The sequence below is a fragment of the Magnetococcales bacterium genome (assembly GCA_015231755.1).
Classification (GTDB): Bacteria; Pseudomonadota; Magnetococcia; order Magnetococcales; family Magnetaquicoccaceae; genus Magnetaquiglobus.
This window is the reverse complement of record JADGAZ010000007.1, coordinates 67,641-87,364: the sequence shown is the minus strand read 5'-3', so window position 1 is coordinate 87,364 and position 19,724 is coordinate 67,641. Positions and strand designations below refer to the sequence as shown.

Below are 19,724 nucleotides of genomic sequence, written 5' to 3'. Positions count from 1 at the left end.
TTTTAAAAACCCAATCCTTTCATCAAGGCCCGGGAACCGGCCAAAAGCAGCATGCCGATCACCACCTTGCGCACCACCGAGGCATTGGCGCGCCGCAACAGACGCACCCCCACCAAGGAACCCAACATGATCCCCAGAATGGATGGCACGGCGATCAAGGCGAGTACCGCGCCTTTGTTCAGATAGACCCAGGCCGCGGAGGTATCCACGATGGAGAGCATGAACTTGCTGGTGGCCACGGAGACCTTGAGGGGCGCTCCCATCAGCAGGTTCAGCACCGGCACGTTGGCCCATCCGGCCCCCAGGCCGAACATGCCAGCCATGATGCCGATCACCACGAACATCATCAGTCCCATGGGGGTGCGATGGACTTTCCAGTCGATTTCCTGGTTGCGGGCGGCGTCGAAGAAGAGGCCATGGATCCCCAAGGCGCTGGAAATGACATCGGCCTTGGGCACCTCGGGACGTTCGGATTTTTTGGCACTCCACATCAGCGCCACGATGCCCAGAATGGTGACCCCCAAAGCGGTCTGCACCACGTTGGTGGGCAGGGCCAGCCCCACCATGGCCCCCGCAATGGCTGAAGCCGACGCGATCAGGGCCAGGGGCATGGCCAACCGCAAATTCGCCATGCCGCTTTTGAGCAGTCCGGGTCCGGCGGCCAACGCTCCGGCCAAAGCCACCATCAGCCCGGCTCCCCGCACGAAATCCAGATGAAACGGAAAAAAGAAACCACCCACGATGGGCACGAACAGCACACCGCCCCCCACGCCACCCAGCACCGCGACGATGCCCAGCAGAAAAGAGGTGACAAACAGAGCCGCCGCCCACACCCACCAGGGCGTGACGGCAGCCGTGGAAGCGCTTGTGGCGCTCCACCCCTCCCCGGCCATGAGCAGCAGCACGAAAAACAGACCCCAGGACCACGATCCTTTCATCAAGCGCGTCATGTTATGGCTCTTTATCGATGGTAAAATCAAGGCGAGAACTCCCGGTACATCAGATAGCACTGATACTCTAATACATAGTCCAGACCGTTGAATTATGCAACAGCAAAAAAATGGGATTTGATTTTAATCTATCTTAATTTCATTCAAGATCTGAATATTATCGTGTCAAATCAAAAGAATGTAAAAAAATCGGTCACTTTCGCATCCCCATTCCCCCCCGCCTTTCCACCGACTCTCCCAACTCCATCCCCCGCCCCCCCTCTACCAACAATCCCCGCGCCCGATGTCAAATAGGGTTGGGGAAGCCAAGGAAATGTGTTAAGGTGCCAGCTTCCCTTATCATGAACGGCACACCAATTACGGATGCGTCAATCCCATGAACCACTCCGCGCAACGACTCCCCCAGACCCGATCCACCCTGTTCGTCACGAGTCTGTTCTTCTGGCTCCTGATGTGTGTGGGCACCGCCCAGGCGGTGGTGCAGATCGATATTTCCAAAGGCGGGGTGCAGGCACTGCCCATCGCCATCCCCAAATTTCTCGACATCAATTCGGATGGATCGGTCAACCCCTCGGCGGCCATGGGCAACCGCATCTCCGACGTGGTCGCCGCTGACCTGGAACGGTCCGGACTCTTCCAAATTCTCGAAAAGAAAGGATTCTTGCAAGATCCCGCCTCGTTGTGGAAAGATGGACCCAACTTCAAGGATTGGCGTCTCACCGGAGCCGAGGCGGTGGTTTCCGGCGCGGTCACCGATGCCGGCGGCACGGTTCACGCGGATTTCTTTCTGCACGATGTCTTCAAGGGCACCGCAGTGGGGAAAGGGCAACGGTTCAGCGCTCCCAAGCAGGAGTGGCATCTGGTGGCCCACCGCATCGCCGATGAAATCTACTCCCGCCTCACCGGCGAAGCCGGCTATTTCACCTCCCGGATCGTGTTCGTGGCCGAAAAAGGCGACAAGAAATGGCTCTCCATCATGGATCAGGACGGCCTCAACCGCACCGACCTGACCGAAGGCCGCTCCCTGGTGCTCACCCCCCGCTTCTCCCCCACCGGTGAACACCTCTTTTTCGTCTCGTATGTGTCCGGCGAACCCCGCATCTACCGCTGGGAACTGTACACCGGCAAGAAATTTCTGGAAGGCGACTATCCGGGACTCAACAGCGCCCCCTCCTGGTCTCCGGACGGCACCCGCATGGCCATGACCCTCAACAAAGACGGCAACGCCGAAATCTATGTGAAAGAACTGGCCTCCGGCTCCCTCACCCGGCTCACCCAGAATCCGGGCATCGACACCTCCCCCTCCTGGTCTCCGGATGGACGGCGCATCGTGTTCAACTCCGACCGGGGCGGCTCTCCCCAGATCTACACCATGAACGCCGACGGCTCCAACCAGACCCGCATCACCTTCGACGGCAACTACAACGCGGCCCCCTCCTGGTCCCCCCGGGGCGACCTGATCGCCTTCGTCAAAGGCGGCGGCGGCGGATTCGGCATTTCGGTGATCAACCCCCAGGGCAACCAGCAACGGGCCCTCACCAGCTCCTGGATGGATGAATCCCCGGCCTGGGCACCCAACGGACGGGTCATCGCCTTCACCCGGGAATCCCAGGGCAAAGGCTCCAAACTCTATACCATCGACCTCACCGGCCAAAACGAACGGATCGTGCCCATGGACGCGGAAATCCGCGCCTCCGACCCCTCCTGGTCACCGTTGATTCGTTGACACCCGGGGTCTGGCACGAAGATTGCTTTAAATTTTGTTTGGTTTGGTCACGTTTTTTTGGTTTACAAACGACCCGACCATGCCCGATTATCGCAATTTGAACGATAATCCGGCACCCCAACGACCGTCACACGTCGTGACTGACCTTTTTTTGGATTTGACCAACCGAGTGGACGCGGCAAGTCCGCGTACCTAACACTGTTTCAAACGAGGATTCAAACATCATGATCACAAAACGTTCCAATCTCCTGGCCGTCTCCCTGCTCTCCCTGGGCCTGTTGGCCGGATGCGGCGCTGTCCCTGGCGGATCCCCGGATTCCGGCGAAGCCGGTGCCACGGGTACCGGTCAGGCCGGTGTCGGTGAAGACGGACGCGCCCTGGGTCGTCACGACGGCTCTTCCGCCTATCTCGATGGCCGCAATCCCAACGATCCCTCAGGTCGCGGCGCCAATGGCGAACCGGAACACCGGGTCCACTTCGACCTCAACTCCTCCATCATCGACGCCCGCGCCTCCGATATCCTGGCCCAGAACGCCCGCTGGCTCGGCAAACGCAACGTCACCGTCGAAGGTCACTGCGACGAACGTGGCACCCGGGAATACAACTTGGCCCTGGGTCAAAAGCGCGCCGACGCCGCCAAGCAATACCTGATCTCCCAAGGCGTGGACGGCTCCCGCATCAAGACGGTCAGCTATGGCAAAGAGCGTCCCCTGGTCAACGGACACAACGAAGCCGCCTGGGGCCAAAACCGGCGTGCCGACCTCGTTCCGTAAGGTTGCTTTTACTTCCCTCTTGAACAAGGTCTCTTGACAACCATGCGCATCGCGTTGCTGGACCGGAAAGGCGCGCTCGCATCCCACGCGCGCGTTCTGATGTTTTGTGGAACCCTCTCCCTGCTCGCCGGGTGCGGCGGCACGGGCGCCCCGCCTCCCGATGGCGCGGACGGGGAACCCCCACGGACAGCGGACGACCCCGCACGGTCACGCAAGAACCTTCCCGAATGGGCCCAGCGTGTCGGCGATCTCGCCGACCGTCTGGACCAGTCGGAACAAAACCACCGTCAGGCCATGGCCGAACTCAACAATCGCCTCGCCATGATGGAAAAACAGGTCAGCACCCTCCAAGGATCGGTGGAGGAGGTGCGTCACGATGGCAAACGCCTCAACGAACGCATCGACATGATTCCCCCTCCGGAACCCAAGATGGCGCAAACCATGCCGACGGCACCCGCCGCCCCGACCGTGGAAAGCCCACCGCCCGCGGCGGCTGCGACCCCCAACCAGCCTCCGGCTGCCGTGGCCGCGCCACCGTCTGCCGCCGCCACCGCCGCGGCTTCCCAGCCCCCGCGCCCGGCCACGCCCCCCGCCGCTCCGGCCACCGCAACGGCTCCCGCTCCGGCTGCCGCCAAACCCGCGACTCCGGCGGCACCCGCCGCTCCGGTTGCAGCTGCGCCTGCCGCCACCGGCAATCCCAAAGAGATCTACGAAGCCGCCTTCCAGCAACTCAAGCAGGGACAGTACGAAGCCGCCAAAACCGGCTTCCAGAGCTTCCTCAAGTCCCATGGCAAAGACCCCATGGCGGACAACGCCCAATACTGGATCGGCGAACTCCATTACGTGCAACGGCAGTTCCCGGAAGCCCTCATGGCCTTCAATCAAGTGCTGCTCCGCTGGCCCAACAGTGGCAAGGTGCCGGACAGCCTGCTCAAGATCGGCTTCTCCTTCTATGAACTCAACGACATGGAAAACGCCAATACCAGCCTGCAACGTCTGGTCAAGGACTTTCCCAACTCCTCTCCAGCCGCTGTGGCCAAACCGCGTCTGGACGTGATCAAGAAAAAACTGGGACGTTGAAGGTGACCCGTCGGGCGGTGGTGTTGCTCTCCGGAGGCATGGACTCCGCAGTCTGCCTGCATGCGGCCCGCCAGCAGGGATTCGAGCTGTATCCCCTCTCCTTCCGCTACGGACAGCGCCATCACCAGGAACTCAAAGCCGCCGAGGCCCTGGTCTCCGCCCTGCCCGTGGCCCGCTGGCTGATCCTGGATCTGCCCCTGGACGCCATCGGCGGCTCCGCCCTCACCGACCCCAGCCAGATCCCCGACAAAACCGGTCCCGGCAGTGGCATTCCCGCCACCTATGTCCCGGCCCGCAATACCATTTTTCTCTCCCTGGCCCTGGGCTGGGCCGAAACCCTGCAGGCTTTCGACATCTTCATCGGTGTCAACGCCGTGGACTATTCCGGTTATCCGGACTGTCGCCCGGCGTTTGTGTCGGCGTTCACCACCCTGGCCAATCTGGCCACCCGGGAAGGGATTGCCAACCAGCCCTTCGCCATCCGGGCGCCGTTGCAAAACCTCTCCAAGGCCGAAATCATCCGCCTGGGGTTGGAACTGGGGGTGGATTTCTCCCTCACCCGCTCCTGCTACGACCCGACCCCCGACGGATTGGCCTGCGCCACCTGCGACGCCTGCCGTCTGAGACTCGCCGGATTCCAGGCCGCGGGAATCCCCGACCCCATCCGCTACGCCCGCTCATGAAATCCGCATGGGGCGTTCCCCTGCCTGAGCGGTTGCGCCGGGTCTCGACGCACCGGATTCCCGAAAACAGCCGCATCGTGGTGGCGGTCTCCGGAGGGGCGGACTCCATCGCCCTGCTCCATCTGCTGGTGGCCAGCCGCATCACTCCCCCCGACCGGCTGCTGGTGGCCCATTTCGATCACAACCTGCGCCCGGAATCCCGTCAGGATGCGGACTTCACCCGGGAACAGGCCCGGCAACTGGGGGTGGCCGCGGTGGACGGGGTGTGGACCGATCCCCCCTCCTCCGGCAACCTCCAGGAGCAGGCCCGGGAAGCCCGGCTGGCTTTTTTGATCGAGGCCGCCAAGGGATTCCAGGCTCCGTTCATCGCCACCGCCCACCATCTGGACGATCAGGCGGAAACCTTTCTGGATCGCCTGTTGCGGGGCAGCGGGGTCCACGGACTGGCGGCCATGCGGGCCAGCCGTCCGTTGACGGACGGCATCCGGCTGATCCGGCCTTTGCTGTTTGCCAGACGCCATGAACTGATCTCCTGGCTCACCGCCCACCACCTGAAATGGCGGGAGGATCCATCCAACCAGTCGCTGGACTACCGGCGCAACCGCATGCGTCAATGGGGACTGCCCGCTTTGGAAAAATCCGCGGATTGTGATCCGGCCCCCGCCATCGCCCTGGCGGCCCAACACATCTCCCGCGCCCATGAGGCCCTGGAGTGGAGCCTGGAACACCTCTGGCCCCGACTCGACGCCCGGCTGCATCCCCACCCCCAGGCCATCTCCCTGGCATGGCAGGCGCTGCGCCCGTTGCCCGACGAGCTGCTGCGACGGATTCTGGTACGCTGTCACGATCGCTTGACCCGGGATTTTCACGCCCCGGGAGAACGGGCCACCGAACAATTCATCCATCTGATCACCACCCCCCGCCGCCGCTGGAACATGATCTTGCGGGGGATGCGCATCCAACGCATCCAGGATCGGGTCTTTTTCGCCCCCTGCTCGGGAGCCGCCAAAAGCCAGAATGCCACTCCAGTCGAAAAAGAGCCATGGGAAACGGTTGAATTTTCCTCATGGTGTCCTTATGATGAAGGAAGACGGTTCACCCATCCGGATGCCCCGCGCCAAATCATGAATCATCACTCTCAAGAACACCGTCCGATCCAGGAGAAGTCCGCTTGAACGGATTTTATAAGAATCTGTCTTTATGGTTGGTCATCGGTTTGCTGTTGATCATGCTGTTCAACCTGTTCAACCAGCCGACCCCCCGGGATCAAAGCATCCCGTTTTCCGATTTCCTCTTCCAGTTGGATCAGGGAAAAATCACCGACGTGGTGGTTCAGGACCGGCGCATCTCCGGGGTCTACGCCGACGGGGTGGCCTTCACCACCTACACCCCCAACGATCCGGACGTGATGCGTCTGCTGCGGGAGAAAAAGGTCAACATCACCGCCCGTCCCCCGGAAGAGACCCCGCTGCTGCTGACCATCCTCATTTCCTGGTTTCCGATGCTGCTGCTGATCGGAGTCTGGGTCTTCTTCATGCGCCAGATGCAAGGCGGGGGAGGCCGGGGCGCCATGTCCTTCGGCAAGTCCAAGGCCAAAATGCTCTCGGAAACCCTGGGCAAGGTCACCTTCGCCGATGTGGCCGGCATCGACGAAGCCAAGGAAGAGCTGCAAGAGATCATCGAATTTCTCAAAAATCCGCAAAAGTTCCAGCGTCTGGGGGGCAAGATCCCCAAAGGCGTGCTGCTGATCGGTCCGCCGGGCACCGGCAAGACCCTGCTGGCCCGGGCCATCGCCGGCGAAGCCAATGTGCCGTTCTTCAATCTTTCCGGCTCCGACTTCGTGGAGATGTTCGTGGGCGTGGGCGCGGCCCGGGTGCGGGACATGTTCGAGCAGGGCAAGAAAAACGCCCCCTGCATCATCTTCATCGATGAAATCGACGCGGTGGGTCGCCATCGCGGAGCCGGTCTCGGAGGCGGTCACGACGAGCGGGAACAGACCCTCAACCAGTTGCTGGTGGAGATGGATGGCTTCGAGTCCGCCGAAGGGGTGATCCTGGTGGCGGCCACCAACCGGCCCGACGTGCTGGATCCGGCCCTGCTGAGACCGGGGCGCTTCGACCGTCAGGTGACGGTGCCCAATCCGGACATCCGGGGCCGCACCCAGATTCTGGGCGTGCACATGGCCAAGGTGCCCATCGACGACAACGTGGATCCGGAGATCCTGGCCCGTGGCACCCCTGGTTTTTCCGGCGCGGATCTGGCCAATCTGGTCAACGAGGCGGCCCTGGGGGCGGCTCGCGCCGACAAGAAACTGGTGGACATGGAAGACTTCGAGACCGCCAAGGACAAGGTGATGATGGGCAAGCCCCGCAAGTCCGCCATCATCCCGGAACACGAACGCCGCACCACCGCCTATCACGAAGCCGGACACGCCATCGTGGCCGCCTCGATTCCGGGCACGGATCCGGTACACAAGGTGACCATCATTCCCCGTGGCCGCGCCCTGGGACTCACCATGCAACTACCCACGGAGGATCGTCACAGCTACTCCCGGGAACATCTGGAAAACAACATCTCCGTGCTGATGGGGGGACGGCTGGCCGAGGAGCTGGTCTTGAACCAGTTGACCACCGGCGCGGGCAACGACATCAAGCGCGCCACGGAACTGGCCCGCAGCATGGTATGCGAATGGGGCATGAGCGATCAACTGGGCCCCATGACCTACGGCGCCAAGGAAGAGGAGATTTTCCTGGGTCGGGAAATCACCCAGCACAAATCCATTTCCGAGGCCACGGCCCAGACCATCGACCAGGAGATCCGGGGACTCATCGACCGCAACTATCAGCGGGCCAGAAGAATCCTCACGGAAAAAATGGAGGTGCTGCACACCATGACCGCCGCCCTGCTGGAGCGGGAGACCCTGGACGCGGACGAGGTGGCCAACCTGATGAAAGGCATGCCCGCCGAAGAGGCTTTGAAGCCCCTGCCCCCGGTGCCGCCCCCCTCCAAGAAAAAGGGCAAAGGCGCAGACGACGGGGATGAGGAGTCCAACGCCTCCAAGGTGCGCCGTTACGGCAAACCCCGGCTGGCCAAGGATCCGGAGGAGGAAGGAACTTCCGGTTCCCAGGCTCCGTCCGACGATCCTCCGACCGGCAGGCCATGACCACCCGTTTTCTGCTGGAACCCTGGACCGGTGATGGTTCCTGGTTTGTCCCGCAGCACGGCGCACAACCGGATGGACCCGGCGCTCCGCAGGATCCGGATACCCCCTGGGCCTTGCGGATCACCTCCTGGCCGGCGGAATGGGATGGCGTGCTGCCCCGGGGGATGGAGATCTTCCACCGTGGGACACGGCGCATGGCCGCCGGTCGCCTGAACCGCCCGGCGCTGGAAGCCCTGGCCCGCACCCTGAACGACGCGGGACTGGAGACCCCATCTCGGGAACTGACCACCACCCTGGCCAACCATCTGCGTCCGGATCCGATCTGGCATTGGGGTCTGGGGGACAAATCCTGGCATCTGGATCTGACGGCTCCCCGGATCATGGGCATCGTGAATGTGACCCCCGACTCTTTTTCCGGAGACGGTCTGGCGGGCCATCAACGGGCCGCCATCGATCAGGGTCTGGCCATGGCCGAGGCGGGGGCGGATCTGCTGGATGTGGGGGGAGAGTCCACCCGTCCGGGAGCCGCGCCGGTGGAGCTGGCGGAAGAGCTGGAACGGGTGGTGCCGGTGATTCGGGAGCTGGCCGCCGCGTTGCCGATTCCGGTGGCGGTGGACACCTCCAAGCCCGCGGTGATGCGCGCCGCCATCCAGGCGGGCGCGGCACTGATCAACGATGTCACCGCCTTGCGGGGTGGTGGCGAGGCTCCGGACGATCCCGAAGCCGGTCAGGATACCGCCCGCCTGCTGGCGGAGAGTCAAACCCCGGCGGTGCTGATGCACATGCAAAACCGTCCCGCCACCATGCAACAGGCCCCAGCCTATGACGACGTGGTGGGAGAGGTCTACGATTTCTTGGCGCGGCGCATGGCCTTGTGTGTCGCCCACGGTCTGCCACGGGAACGGTTGATCTGCGACCCGGGCATCGGTTTCGGCAAGACCACCGCCCACAATCTGACCCTGCTGCGTCGTCGTCGTCTGTTTCGCGGCCTGGGCACCCCCTTGCTGCTGGGATTTTCCCGCAAGCGGCTGTTGGGGGCACTGACCGGCATCGACGCACCCCGCCAACGGGATCCGGCTGGTCATCTGCTGGCCGCCCTGGCCGACGCCTCCATCCTGCGGGTGCATGACGTGGCGGGCGCCCGTCAGGCCATGGCGGTCGCCACCGGCTATCGTTCCTTTTCAGAGGGAGGATCCCTGTCATGAGTACGGACGCCGCAACTCCCCGCAGACTCTTCGGCACCGATGGCGTCAGGGGCTTGGCCAACTTTCACCCCATGACCGCCGAAACCGCCCTGCGCCTCGGTCAGGCCGCCGGTCAGGTGTTGCGCCGTCCGGATCACCGGGGGGGCACGGTGGTGATCGGCAAGGATACCCGGCTTTCCGGTTATCTGTTCGAGTCGGCGTTGCGGGCCGGATTCAACTCCGTGGGCATGCACTGCGTACAGGTGGGCACCATCCCCACTCCGGCGGTGGCCTATCTCACCCGGGCCTTCCGGGCCGAAATCGGCGTGGTCATCTCCGCGTCCCACAATCCGTTCCACGACAACGGCATCAAGTTTTTCGGCCCCAATGGCATGAAGCTCCCGGATGAGGTGGAACTGGCCATCGAGTCCCGTTTCTTCCAGGATCCGGTGGTGAGCGATCCCCCGGACCCGGCCCATGTGGGACGGGCCCAACGGATCGAGGATGCCCGTGGCCGCTACATCGAATTTTGCAAAAACACCTTTCCCCGGGATCTGCGCCTCACCGGCATGAAGATCGTGATCGACTGCGCCCATGGCGCGGCCTACAAGGTGGCCCCGGAGGTGTTCTGGGAACTGGGCGCGGAAGATGTCATCCCTCTGGGTGTGGAGCCCAACGGACTCAACATCAACCACGGCTGCGGCACCTTGCATCCGGAACTGATGCGCGCCAAGGTCAAGGAGACCGGTGCCCATATCGGACTGGCCCTGGACGGGGACGCGGATCGCCTGCTGGTGTGCGACGAGAACGGTCGCCTGCTGGACGGGGATCAACTGCTGGCCATGAGCGCCATGATGATGCAGGAACACAACACCCTGCGAGGCGGTGCGGTGGTGGGTACGGTCATGTCCAATCTGGGCCTGGAACGGTTTCTGTCGGCCCGGGATTTGCGTCTGATCCGGGCCAACGTGGGAGACCGTTACGTGCTGGAGTCCATGCTGGCGGAAGGGTGCAATCTGGGGGGGGAGCAGTCGGGTCACATGCTCTTTCTGGATTACAACACCACCGGGGATGGCATTGTCAGCGGTTTGAAGATTCTGGAACGGATGGTCACCCAACAGCGTCCCCTGTCGGAGCTGGCCGCCCAACTGGAAACCGTACCGCAAATTCTCAAGAACGTGACCATTCCCCGCGGCACCCAGCCCTTGAAGGATGCCACCATCCGTCAGGCCATCGCCGACGCCCAGGCCACCCTGGAAGGTCGGGGTCGGGTTTTGGTGCGGGCCTCGGGCACGGAACCCAAAATCCGCGTCATGGCCGAGGGGGATTGCGCCGCGACCATTGCCGCGGTGGTCGATGACCTGTGCCAGCTCATTCAACGTACTGCCGACGCTTCAGGAGTGTAAGTCCCATGCCCCGTTTCACCCTGCCCGACGGATCCATCAAGGAGATCGCCTCCCCCGCGACCGTGGCGGCCATCGCTGCGGCCATCGGCGCCGGTCTGGCCCGTGCGGCTTTGGCCGGTCGGGTGGATGGACGCCTTGTGGATCTGGAGACCCCTTTGGAAACCGACGCCGCCGTGGAGATCATCACCCCCTCCACCCCGGACGGCCTGGAAATTCTGCGTCACTCCACCAGTCATCTCATGGCCCACGCGGTCAAGGAGCTGTATCCTGCGGCCCAGGTGACCATCGGACCGGCGGTGGCAGATGGTTTTTATTACGACTTCGATTACGAGCGCCCCTTCACCCCGGAAGATCTGACCGCCATCGAGGCCCGCATGGAGGCGATCGCACAGCGGGATCTGCCGGTGGAACGTCGCCTCATGGAGCGTCAGGAGGCCATCGACTGGTTCACGGCCCAGGGGGAACACTACAAGGCGGAGATCATCCGCGACATTCCGTCGGATCAGGCGCTTTCTTTGTACCGTCAGGGGGAGTTCATGGATCTGTGTCGCGGCCCCCATGTGCCGTCCACGGGTCGTCTGAAAGCCTTCAAGCTGACCCGGGTGGCCGGCGCCTACTGGCGGGGCGACTCGAAAAACAAAATGCTGCAACGGATCTATGGCACCGCCTTCGCCGACAAAAAGGCTTTGGCGGCCCATCTGACCCTGCTGGAAGAGGCAGCCAAACGGGATCACCGCCGTCTGGGCAAGGAACTGGATCTGTTTTCCATCCAGGATGACGCCGGGGGCGGCTTGGTGTTGTGGCATCCCATGGGGGCGCGCATGCGCCAGACCATCGAGGACTACTGGAAACAGACCCATCGGGAAGCGGGTTACGAATTCCTGTTCACCCCCCACATGGCCAATCTGGATCTTTGGCGCACGTCGGGTCATCTGGATTTCTATCGGGATTCGATGTTCAATCCCATGACGGTGGATGAACAGTCCTACCAGATCCGGCCCATGAACTGTCCGTTCCATATTCTGGTGTTCCGGTCGAGGATCCGTTCCCATCGGGATCTGCCCATGCGCTGGGCCGAACTGGGTACGGTTTATCGTTATGAAATGTCTGGAGTTCTCCATGGACTGTTCCGGGTGCGGGGTTTCACCCAGGACGATGCCCACATTTTCTGCCGGGAATCCCAGATCGAAGAGGAGATCAGCGCCATTCTGGACCTCACTTTGCAAACCCTGCGCACGTTCGGATTTGAAAAGTTCGAGGTCAACCTCTCCACCCGACCGGGAAAATCGGTGGGATCGGACGAAATCTGGGAAAAGGCCACCACCGCGTTGCGCAATGCCATCACCCGTCATGGTCTCGACTATGCCGAGGATGTGGGGGGCGGGGCCTTCTACGGACCCAAGATCGATGTCAAGATCACCGACGCCATCGGTCGCAAGTGGCAATGTTCCACCATTCAACTGGACTTCAACCTTCCCGAACGGTTTGATATCGGCTATATTGGCGAAGATGGAGGGCGTCATCGGCCCATCATGATCCACCGGGCGCTGATGGGTTCCCTGGAACGGTTCTTCGGCATTCTCATCGAGCATTACGCCGGTCACTTCCCCTTGTGGATCGCCCCGGTGCAAGCCGTGGTGCTGACCATTACCGAAGCCCACAACGATTGGGCCGTGGAAGTGGGAAAAAGATTGCGCGCTGCGGGTCTGCGCGTGGAAACGGATTTGCGTAATCATAAAGTAAGCTATAAAATCCGTGAGCACGCCATGAGGAAGATTCCCTGGCTGCTGATTGTCGGCGAACGCGAACAGGCGGAAGGGGCGGTCAGCCCCCGTGATCGTCACGGCAAGGATCTGGGTCTGATCCCCGTGGATGACATGCTGCAACGTCTGCTCCAAGAAGCCGCGAACCGGACTTAAGGATCCATCACCATCATGGGAGAACCGATCATCATCAAACCTACCATTCCCAACAGCACCAAGGACCGCGCCCCCCCGGCCCCCACCGACAACACGCGCATCAACGAACAAATCCGTGTCCCGGAAGTGCGCCTGATCGATGAAAAGGGTCAGCAGGTTGGCGTTGTCAGCAGTTACGAGGCCCAACGGCGCGCCATGGAGGCCGGTCAGGATCTCGTGGAGGTGGCCCCGGAAGCCCGGCCTCCCGTCTGCAAAATCATGGACTACGCCAAGTTCAAGTACCAAAAATCGGTGCGGGAACGTCTGGCGCGCAAAAAACAGGTGCGCATCGAAATCAAGGAAGTCAAATTTCGTCCTGGCACCGATACGCACGACTTTGACGTGAAGCTGCGAAGCATGCGAAAATTCCTGGAGGATGGCGACAAGGTCAAATGCACCTTGCGCTTCCGTGGCCGCGAAATGGCCCACCAGGAGCTGGGTATGGCTTTGCTCAAGCGTGTGGAAGAGTCGGTCGCCGATGTGGCCAAGGTCGAACAGGTGCCCAAACTGATGGGGCGTCAAATCACCATGGTCGTGGCACCCTCGAAGACCAAAAAAGTACCCTGACACACCAACCATCAACCGAAGGATCGGAAATGCCCAAGATCAAAAGTCACCGGGGCGCGGCCAAGCGGTTCTCCGCCACCGGATCCGGCAAACTGAAACGCAACAATGCGTTCAAGCGTCACATCCTGACCAAGAAGTCCCCCAAAAGCAAACGCAACATGCGTGGCACCTGCCTCATGTCCGAGGCGGATAACCGCGCGGTCAGGCAGATGCTGCCCTATTTATAAGTCTTAAAACGAAGGAGTGTTCCCCCCATGTCGCGCATCAAGCGAGGCGTGTCAGCTCATGCACGCCACAAGAAAGTTCTGGATCTGGCCAAAGGTTACCGTGGCCGCAATGGCAGTTGTTTCCGCATCGCCCTGGAACGGGTCGAGCATGGCTTGCAGTATGCCTATCGGGACCGCCGTGCCCGGAAACGGGATTTCCGCAAACTCTGGATCGTGCGTATCAACGCCGCGGCCCGGTTGAGCGGTCTGTCCTACAGTCAGTTCATCTGCGGGTTGGCCAAGAGCGGCATCGAGCTGGACCGCAAGGTGCTGGCGGATATGGCCGTGCATACCCCCGAAGATTTCGCCCGCATCGCCGAGAGTGCCAAGGCCGCCCTCGCCGCTGCCTGACGCCATTCTCCGAAATAAATAAAGTCAAGGGTTCCCCACGGAACCCTTTCTTTATTTATACTATTGAAAAAAAGAAGGGGTCTGGGGGATTCTTCCCCCAGGGTTTTGATTTTAAAAATAAAATTTTTATTATAAAATTTAATTAAAATTTTTTGTTTTGAAGTCAAAATCTTAAAAGTCAAAGTCCTGGGAGATGAATCTCCCAGACCCTCTCTTTTTTTTCAATAGTGGATTCCATTCCTGACCCTGCCGAGTATGTGCCATGCTTGAAGAACTGTCGCTGCTGAAAACCACCGCGCTCTCCGAACTGACCACCGCCACTTCCCCCGCCGATCTGGAAGCCATCCGGGTCAAGACCCTCGGCAAAAAAGGCAGCCTGACCCAGATCCTGCGGGGACTGGGCCAAATGAACGAAGAACAACGGGCCACCCTCGGCGCCATGGCCAACGCCTTCAAGGAGGAGTTCGCCCAGACCCTCGCCAACCGCATGGAACACCTCAAACAGGCGGAACTCAACACACGCCTGGAACGGGAATGGGTGGATGTCACCCTGCCGGGACGCCCCCGCACCACCGGAACCCTCCACCCGGTGACCCGCGCCCAGAACGAAATCATCGCCATCTTCACCGCCATGGGCTTTCCCCCGGCTTCCGGCCCGGAAGTGGAATCCGACTGGTACAACTTCGCGGCCCTCAACATTCCCCCGGACCACCCGGCGCGGGAGATGCACGACACCTTCTACCTGCCCCCGGACCCGAATGGCCACAAACGATTGCTGCGCACCCATACCTCACCGGTGCAAATCCGGGTCATGAAAGGATGCCAACCCCCCTTGCGGGCCATCGCCCCGGGCAAGGTGTTCCGCTGCGACTCGGACATCACCCATACCCCCATGTTCCATCAGGTGGAAGGGTTCATGGTGGATGAAGGGGTCCACTTCGGCCAACTCAAGGGCCTGCTGGAAGCCTTTTTGGTGGAATTCTTCGAACGCCCCCTGCCGGTCCGCTTCCGCCCCTCGTTTTTCCCCTTCACCGAACCCTCCGCCGAGGTGGACATGGGCTGCCTGTTCTGCAATGGCCAAGGCTGCCGGGTCTGCAAACGCACCGGCTGGCTGGAGGTGCTGGGCTGCGGCCTGATCCACCCCAACGTGCTGGCCAACGTGGGCATCGACCGGGAACGCTACACCGGCTTCGCCTTCGGCATGGGGGTGGAACGGCTCGCCATGCTCAAATACGGCTTCCCGGACCTGCGCGCCCTGTTCGACAACGATATACGGTTCCTGAGCCGCTATGCGTGATGGCATGGCGGAGAACACCAGGCTCCACCCACCGATCCCCTCTCCCGACCTTTATCGACACAAAGACTGGACCCGCGCATGAAAATCACCCTCGACTGGCTCCGCGACCACATCGACACCGCGCTTGACCCGGCCACCATCGGCGCCAGGCTCACCATGGCCGGACTGGAACTGGATGCCCTGATCCGCCTGGATCAAGGTCTGGAAAAGGTTCAGGTGGGACTGCTGGAAACGGTGCAACCCCATCCCAACGCCGACCGGCTCACCGTGTGTCAGGTCAAAGTCGGACCGGAAACCCTGGAGATCGTCTGCGGCGCCAAGAACCATCGCCCCGGCGACAAGGTGGCGGTGGCGCGGGTCGGGGCGAACCTGCCCAATGGCATGGAGATTCAACTGGGGAAAATCCGCGGCGTCACCTCCCACGGCATGCTCTGCTCGCTGAAGGAACTGGGACTGGCCACCGAATCCGATGGGGTGCTGATCCTGGATCCCGCCACCCCGGACGGCCTGTCCATCGCCGACGCCCTGGGCAAAAACGATGTGGTGCTGGAGCTGGGCATCACCCCCAACCGGGGGGATTGTCTGGGAGTGCGGGGTGTGGCCCGGGAACTGGCCGCCCTCACCGCCCGGCCCCTGCTGCCCCTGGAATCCACACCGGTGCCGGTCACGATACCCGAAGCCATCGCCCCGGTGCGGCTGGAAGATCCCCTCGGCTGTCCCCGCTACGCGGGTCGGATCATCCGGGGGGTGACCGTCGGACCCAGCCCCGCATGGCTGAAAAAACGCCTGGAGGCGGTGGGACTGCGGGCCATCAACAATGTGGTGGATATCACCAATTATCTGCTGCTGGATCTCAACCAGCCGCTGCACGCCTTTGATCTCAACCGTCTGGCCCTGCCGGTGGTGGTGCGTCGCGCCCAAGCGGGAGAGACCCTGCGCACCCTGGACGGGATCGAACGCACCCTGACCGACACCATGACCGTGATCGCCGACCAGCAACGCACCCTGGCCTTGGCGGGCATCATGGGAGGAGAGGAGAGCGGCGTCACCGAAATCACCACGGATCTGTTTTTGGAAGCGGCCTATTTCGAGCCCATCGGCATCGCCCGCACGGGACGCCGCCTGGAACTGGTCTCGGAATCCCGCCACCGTTTCGAGCGGGGCACGGATCCGGAAGCACTCCCTGTGGTCATGGAACGGGCCACCCGCCTGATTCTGGATCTGGCGGGTGGGCAGGCCGGACCCATCACCCTGGTGGACGGTCACACCTGGACGCCTCCCCAAGCCATTCCCTACCGGCCCGAACGGGTCAACCGCATGGGGGGAATCGACCTGACCCCGGAAGCCATGAATACCCTGCTCACCGCCCTGGGATGCCGGGTCGAGCCGGACTCCGGGGAGGGTTCCCCCCGGTTCGCGGTCACTCCGCCGAGCTGGCGCCACGACCTGAAACGCGAAGAGGATCTGCTGGAAGAGATCCTCCGCCTGCACGGCTACGACCGGATCCCCACCACCCTGCCCCGGGTGCCCGCCTCTCCCCCGACCCCGGATCCGGTACGCCGTCTGGCCGACCGGGTGCGGACCCTGCTGGTGGGACAGGGCTATCAGGAGGCCATCGACTACGCTTTCGTGAGTCCGGCCATCCAGCGTTGTTTCAACCGGGAGGCCATCCCTCTGGCGCTGATCAATCCCCTCTCCGAAGAGCAGTCGGTGTTGCGCACCGACCTGATCGCCGGATTGATGGAAAGCGCCCAGCGCAATCTCAACCGGGGCAATCTGCGTCTGCGCCTTTTCGAGACCGGGCGGGTCTTTTTGAATCAGGCCGATGGCACCCTCGCGGAACACGAACGGCTGGCCGGGGTGATCACCGGCCCGGCGGAAGAGCTTTCCCCCCATGCCCCGGCCCGGGGGGTGGATTTTTTTGATCTCAAGGGGGATCTGGAGTCCTTGTTGTCCACACTGACCGGCGCGCTGCCCCAATTCACCGCCGGCGGACCGAGCTTTTTGCACCCGATGCGCAAGGCGCAGGTCTCCACCGCCGACGGCACGCCTTTGGGCTGGATGGGACAACTGCATCCCCAGGAAATGGCACAACTGGATCTGCGCAAAGAGGTCTATCTGTTTGAACTGGATCTGGAAGCCCTACCCGCCCGCCCCCCGGCGCGGGTGTCGGAGAGCGCCACCAGCCGTTTCCCGGGGATCCAAAGCGATTTCACCTTCCTGATGCCGGAAAAAACACCCGCGGGAGCGGTGATTCAGGAGATTCTGGCGGTAGATCCCACCCTGATCCGCCGGGTGCAGGTGACGGCCATCTATACCGGAACCGGTGTGCCGGAGGGTCACAAAAGTCTGACCTTGAGCCTGCTGTTGCAAGCCGACGACCGTACCCTCACCGACTCGGAGAGCAAAACCCTGTCGGAACAAGTCATCGCCTGCGCCCACACCCGTTTCGGAGCCACCATGCGCCAGTGATTTCCCCTTCTTGCGCGGGCGCCGATGGATTCCCCATCCTGCCGGGAAGGCCATCGGCGCGCAGGGCAGGAATCAGGGGACGCTCTTGGGTTTCACCACATTGGGGGTCATCTGTTCCGGAAAACGGCTGAACAACGTCGGAATCGGATCCGCCTCGCTGGTTTCAAACAGATAGGCCGCCTCTTTGGGAGTGTGACGGGATTTCCACAGCAGTTTCCACTCCCGGGGGGGATCCTTCAACAGTGCCTGCAAACGGTCCGCCTGCTCATCCCGGGCATTGAGCAGAATCCAACGCCGCGCCCCGCCAGCGGGCAGGACCACCCGCAGACCCGGCGTGCGCCAGTTGACCATCTGCACAAAGTCGGGGCTGCGGAAACCCGCCATCCATTCCAAGGTGGTGATCACCCGGGCATCGGTATACAGCACCACCGGTTCTTGCAACGGCGCCAGGGATTCACGCATCAGACCGCGATAGATCTTCTGCCAGACCGTGGGACCCAACACCCCCTGCCCCACCGCCAGCACCGGCAGGATCACCAGGGTCGCCGCCACCAGGCCTGTGGCCAGCCACCGCTGATGACGCCTCGCCACCGCCGGCCACCACCGTTCCGCGGCCAACACCAGCAGACACAGCTCCAGCAGCAGGATTTCCCGTTTCCAGAAACCAAACCCCTGCAACACGACCACCATCCCGGCTCCGACTCCGGCCATGGGCACCACCAGGGCGCCGCGTTGTGGCCGCTGGATCAGACCCGCCAGGATGGCTCCACCCAGCAAGGCGGCGGGGGGAAACAGAAACATCAGATAACGCCCGCACAGCATCATGGGGTTGTAATACTGAAACGAATTGGTGGCAAACCAGAAGACGAACAACACCAGCCCCATCATCCCCAGCCAATAGCGGTACTCCCCGCGCCGCTCCGGCTCCACCCCTTTCAAAAACAGCCACGCCAGCGGGATGGACAGAAACACCAGGGTCACGAAGCCGGGAATTTCCAGGATCATGCGGATCGGCTGATAGGTCAGCCGGGCCATGAGACTGTTGCCGGATTCGGCGGAGTAGGTCCAGATGCCATAGGGATTGTTATAGATCTGGTTGACCACGTGGAGATGATACAAAGGATCCCCCCGCAACAGTTGATAGACCCCCAGATAAAGTGCCCCCATCACCCCGCCGGAAACCGCGATCCAGCCCCACAAGGCCCGATGACGGCCATGATACAAATCGTGCAGCATGACCAAAGCCAGGAAATAGATCACCCAGATGATGGAAAGTTTGGTCAACACCGCCGCCGTCAGGGCCAAAGAGACCAGCAGCCCCGCCTCTCGGGGGGAGAGACGACAACCGCCGGGGGCGCGGGCCTGGGCCAATACCGCCAGGGCGGCGAAGGCGCAAGCGGCCACGGGCAGGTCGGGTCCGAGCCCCAAGGCCTGTTCCAGCCAAAAGGTGTTGGTGGCCAGCACCAAAGCGGCCAGCAGCGCGGCCAGACGACCCGCCAGGGGCAAGGCGACCCGATGCACCCCCCAGATGGTCAGCAGAGAACAGATCAGAGACCAACCGGTGGTGGTGTAGGGGTTGACACCGAACAGAGCGTACAGCAGGGCCGTGGGGGAGAGGATCCCCAACCGGTGGGCGAAATGGTGGGCCTCGAACAAAAAGGTGCCGGTCTGCATCCGATGGGCGAAGGTGGCATAGGAGAGATCATCGCTGCCTTCGACGATGGGTTGGGCCCACCACCACAATCCCGCATGCACCAGCAGCACCAGGGCGACCAGCCAGGGATCGGGCCGCAGCCCGACGGGGGGTGGATCCTTGGCCATGGTCTGCATACCCGCTCCTTCTTGTAA

16 protein-coding genes are annotated in these 19,724 nt (G+C 62.3%); 14 read left to right on the top strand and 2 right to left on the bottom strand.

Going from position 1 to position 19,724, the window contains the following annotated elements:
- Nucleotides 1-2: 2 nt before the first annotated feature.
- Nucleotides 3-938 (bottom strand): sulfite exporter TauE/SafE family protein, encoded by a 936-nt coding sequence (locus tag HQL98_06440; GenBank protein ID MBF0271681.1) that lies wholly within the window; start codon nt 936-938, stop codon nt 3-5.
- 388 nt (nt 939-1,326) lie between these two features.
- On the opposite strand from HQL98_06440, the gene tolB reads away from it, so the two are divergent.
- The 14 genes from tolB to HQL98_06370 all read left to right on the top strand — a co-directional run bounded on the left by tolB (nt 1,327) and on the right by HQL98_06370 (nt 17,876).
- Nucleotides 1,327-2,676: a Tol-Pal system protein TolB gene (tolB, locus tag HQL98_06435; protein MBF0271680.1), complete on the top strand. Its 1,350-nt coding sequence runs from the start codon at nt 1,327-1,329 to the stop codon at nt 2,674-2,676.
- Between the two features lie 224 nt (nt 2,677-2,900).
- Nucleotides 2,901-3,449 carry a peptidoglycan-associated lipoprotein Pal gene (gene pal / locus HQL98_06430; protein ID MBF0271679.1) on the top strand — a complete coding sequence of 183 codons (549 nt, stop codon included), beginning with the start codon at nt 2,901-2,903 and terminating at the stop codon, nt 3,447-3,449.
- A gap of 42 nt (nt 3,450-3,491) precedes the next feature.
- The gene (gene ybgF / locus HQL98_06425) at nt 3,492-4,529 is read left to right on the top strand and encodes a tol-pal system protein YbgF (GenBank protein ID MBF0271678.1); all 1,038 of its coding nucleotides are present in this window, start codon (nt 3,492-3,494) and stop codon (nt 4,527-4,529) included.
- Between the two features lie 2 nt (nt 4,530-4,531).
- The gene (gene queC, locus HQL98_06420; GenBank protein ID MBF0271677.1) at nt 4,532-5,212 is read left to right on the top strand and encodes a 7-cyano-7-deazaguanine synthase QueC; all 681 of its coding nucleotides are present in this window, start codon (nt 4,532-4,534) and stop codon (nt 5,210-5,212) included.
- Nucleotides 5,209-6,387 (top strand): tRNA lysidine(34) synthetase TilS, encoded by a 1,179-nt coding sequence (gene tilS / locus HQL98_06415; protein ID MBF0271676.1) that lies wholly within the window; start codon nt 5,209-5,211, stop codon nt 6,385-6,387. Before queC ends, tilS begins: the two co-directional genes overlap by 4 nt.
- Complete coding sequence (ftsH, locus tag HQL98_06410) at nt 6,384-8,375, top strand: ATP-dependent zinc metalloprotease FtsH (protein ID MBF0271675.1); 1,992 nt, start codon at nt 6,384-6,386, stop codon at nt 8,373-8,375. The genes tilS and ftsH overlap by 4 nt, the downstream gene beginning before the upstream one ends.
- Before the next feature lie 380 nt (nt 8,376-8,755).
- The gene (gene folP, locus HQL98_06405; protein ID MBF0271674.1) at nt 8,756-9,580 is read left to right on the top strand and encodes a dihydropteroate synthase; all 825 of its coding nucleotides are present in this window, start codon (nt 8,756-8,758) and stop codon (nt 9,578-9,580) included.
- Nucleotides 9,577-10,965: a phosphoglucosamine mutase gene (locus tag HQL98_06400; GenBank protein MBF0271673.1), complete on the top strand. Its 1,389-nt coding sequence runs from the start codon at nt 9,577-9,579 to the stop codon at nt 10,963-10,965. The genes folP and HQL98_06400 overlap by 4 nt, the downstream gene beginning before the upstream one ends.
- 5 nt (nt 10,966-10,970) lie before the next feature.
- Nucleotides 10,971-12,884, top strand: a complete 1,914-nt coding sequence (gene thrS / locus HQL98_06395; protein ID MBF0271672.1) for a threonine--tRNA ligase — start codon at nt 10,971-10,973, stop codon at nt 12,882-12,884.
- Between the two features lie 15 nt (nt 12,885-12,899).
- Nucleotides 12,900-13,490: a translation initiation factor IF-3 gene (locus HQL98_06390; GenBank protein MBF0271671.1), complete on the top strand. Its 591-nt coding sequence runs from the start codon at nt 12,900-12,902 to the stop codon at nt 13,488-13,490.
- 29 nt (nt 13,491-13,519) lie between these two features.
- A complete protein-coding gene (gene rpmI, locus HQL98_06385; protein ID MBF0271670.1) occupies nt 13,520-13,717 on the top strand; it encodes a 50S ribosomal protein L35 in 198 nt (65 codons plus the stop codon).
- Nucleotides 13,718-13,744: 27 nt separating this feature from the next.
- Nucleotides 13,745-14,107 (top strand): 50S ribosomal protein L20, encoded by a 363-nt coding sequence (gene rplT, locus HQL98_06380; protein ID MBF0271669.1) that lies wholly within the window; start codon nt 13,745-13,747, stop codon nt 14,105-14,107.
- Between the two features lie 262 nt (nt 14,108-14,369).
- Nucleotides 14,370-15,404: a phenylalanine--tRNA ligase subunit alpha gene (pheS, locus tag HQL98_06375; GenBank protein ID MBF0271668.1), complete on the top strand. Its 1,035-nt coding sequence runs from the start codon at nt 14,370-14,372 to the stop codon at nt 15,402-15,404.
- A 78-nt stretch (nt 15,405-15,482) separates the two neighbouring features.
- A complete protein-coding gene (locus tag HQL98_06370; protein MBF0271667.1) occupies nt 15,483-17,876 on the top strand; it encodes a phenylalanine--tRNA ligase subunit beta in 2,394 nt (797 codons plus the stop codon).
- A 72-nt stretch (nt 17,877-17,948) separates the two neighbouring features.
- On the opposite strand, the gene HQL98_06365 is transcribed toward HQL98_06370, so the two are convergent.
- Entirely contained in the window at nt 17,949-19,706 is a 1,758-nt protein-coding gene (locus HQL98_06365) for a hypothetical protein (protein ID MBF0271666.1), read from the bottom strand.
- Nucleotides 19,707-19,724: the final 18 nt, after the last annotated feature.

Coding starts and splice junctions, on each gene's coding strand:
- HQL98_06400 (MBF0271673.1), top strand. CDS start 9,577: ATGAGTACGGACGCCGCAACTCCCCGCAGACTCTTCGGCACCGATGGC.
- folP (MBF0271674.1), top strand. CDS start 8,756: ATGGGCATCGTGAATGTGACCCCCGACTCTTTTTCCGGAGACGGTCTG.
- HQL98_06390 (MBF0271671.1), top strand. CDS start 12,900: ATGGGAGAACCGATCATCATCAAACCTACCATTCCCAACAGCACCAAG.
- pal (MBF0271679.1), top strand. CDS start 2,901: ATGATCACAAAACGTTCCAATCTCCTGGCCGTCTCCCTGCTCTCCCTG.
- rplT (MBF0271669.1), top strand. CDS start 13,745: ATGTCGCGCATCAAGCGAGGCGTGTCAGCTCATGCACGCCACAAGAAA.
- HQL98_06440 (MBF0271681.1), bottom strand. CDS start 938: ATGAAAGGATCGTGGTCCTGGGGTCTGTTTTTCGTGCTGCTGCTCATG.
- ybgF (MBF0271678.1), top strand. CDS start 3,492: ATGCGCATCGCGTTGCTGGACCGGAAAGGCGCGCTCGCATCCCACGCG.
- HQL98_06370 (MBF0271667.1), top strand. CDS start 15,483: ATGAAAATCACCCTCGACTGGCTCCGCGACCACATCGACACCGCGCTT.
- HQL98_06365 (MBF0271666.1), bottom strand. CDS start 19,706: ATGCAGACCATGGCCAAGGATCCACCCCCCGTCGGGCTGCGGCCCGAT.
- pheS (MBF0271668.1), top strand. CDS start 14,370: ATGCTTGAAGAACTGTCGCTGCTGAAAACCACCGCGCTCTCCGAACTG.
- tilS (MBF0271676.1), top strand. CDS start 5,209: ATGAAATCCGCATGGGGCGTTCCCCTGCCTGAGCGGTTGCGCCGGGTC.
- thrS (MBF0271672.1), top strand. CDS start 10,971: ATGCCCCGTTTCACCCTGCCCGACGGATCCATCAAGGAGATCGCCTCC.
- rpmI (MBF0271670.1), top strand. CDS start 13,520: ATGCCCAAGATCAAAAGTCACCGGGGCGCGGCCAAGCGGTTCTCCGCC.
- tolB (MBF0271680.1), top strand. CDS start 1,327: ATGAACCACTCCGCGCAACGACTCCCCCAGACCCGATCCACCCTGTTC.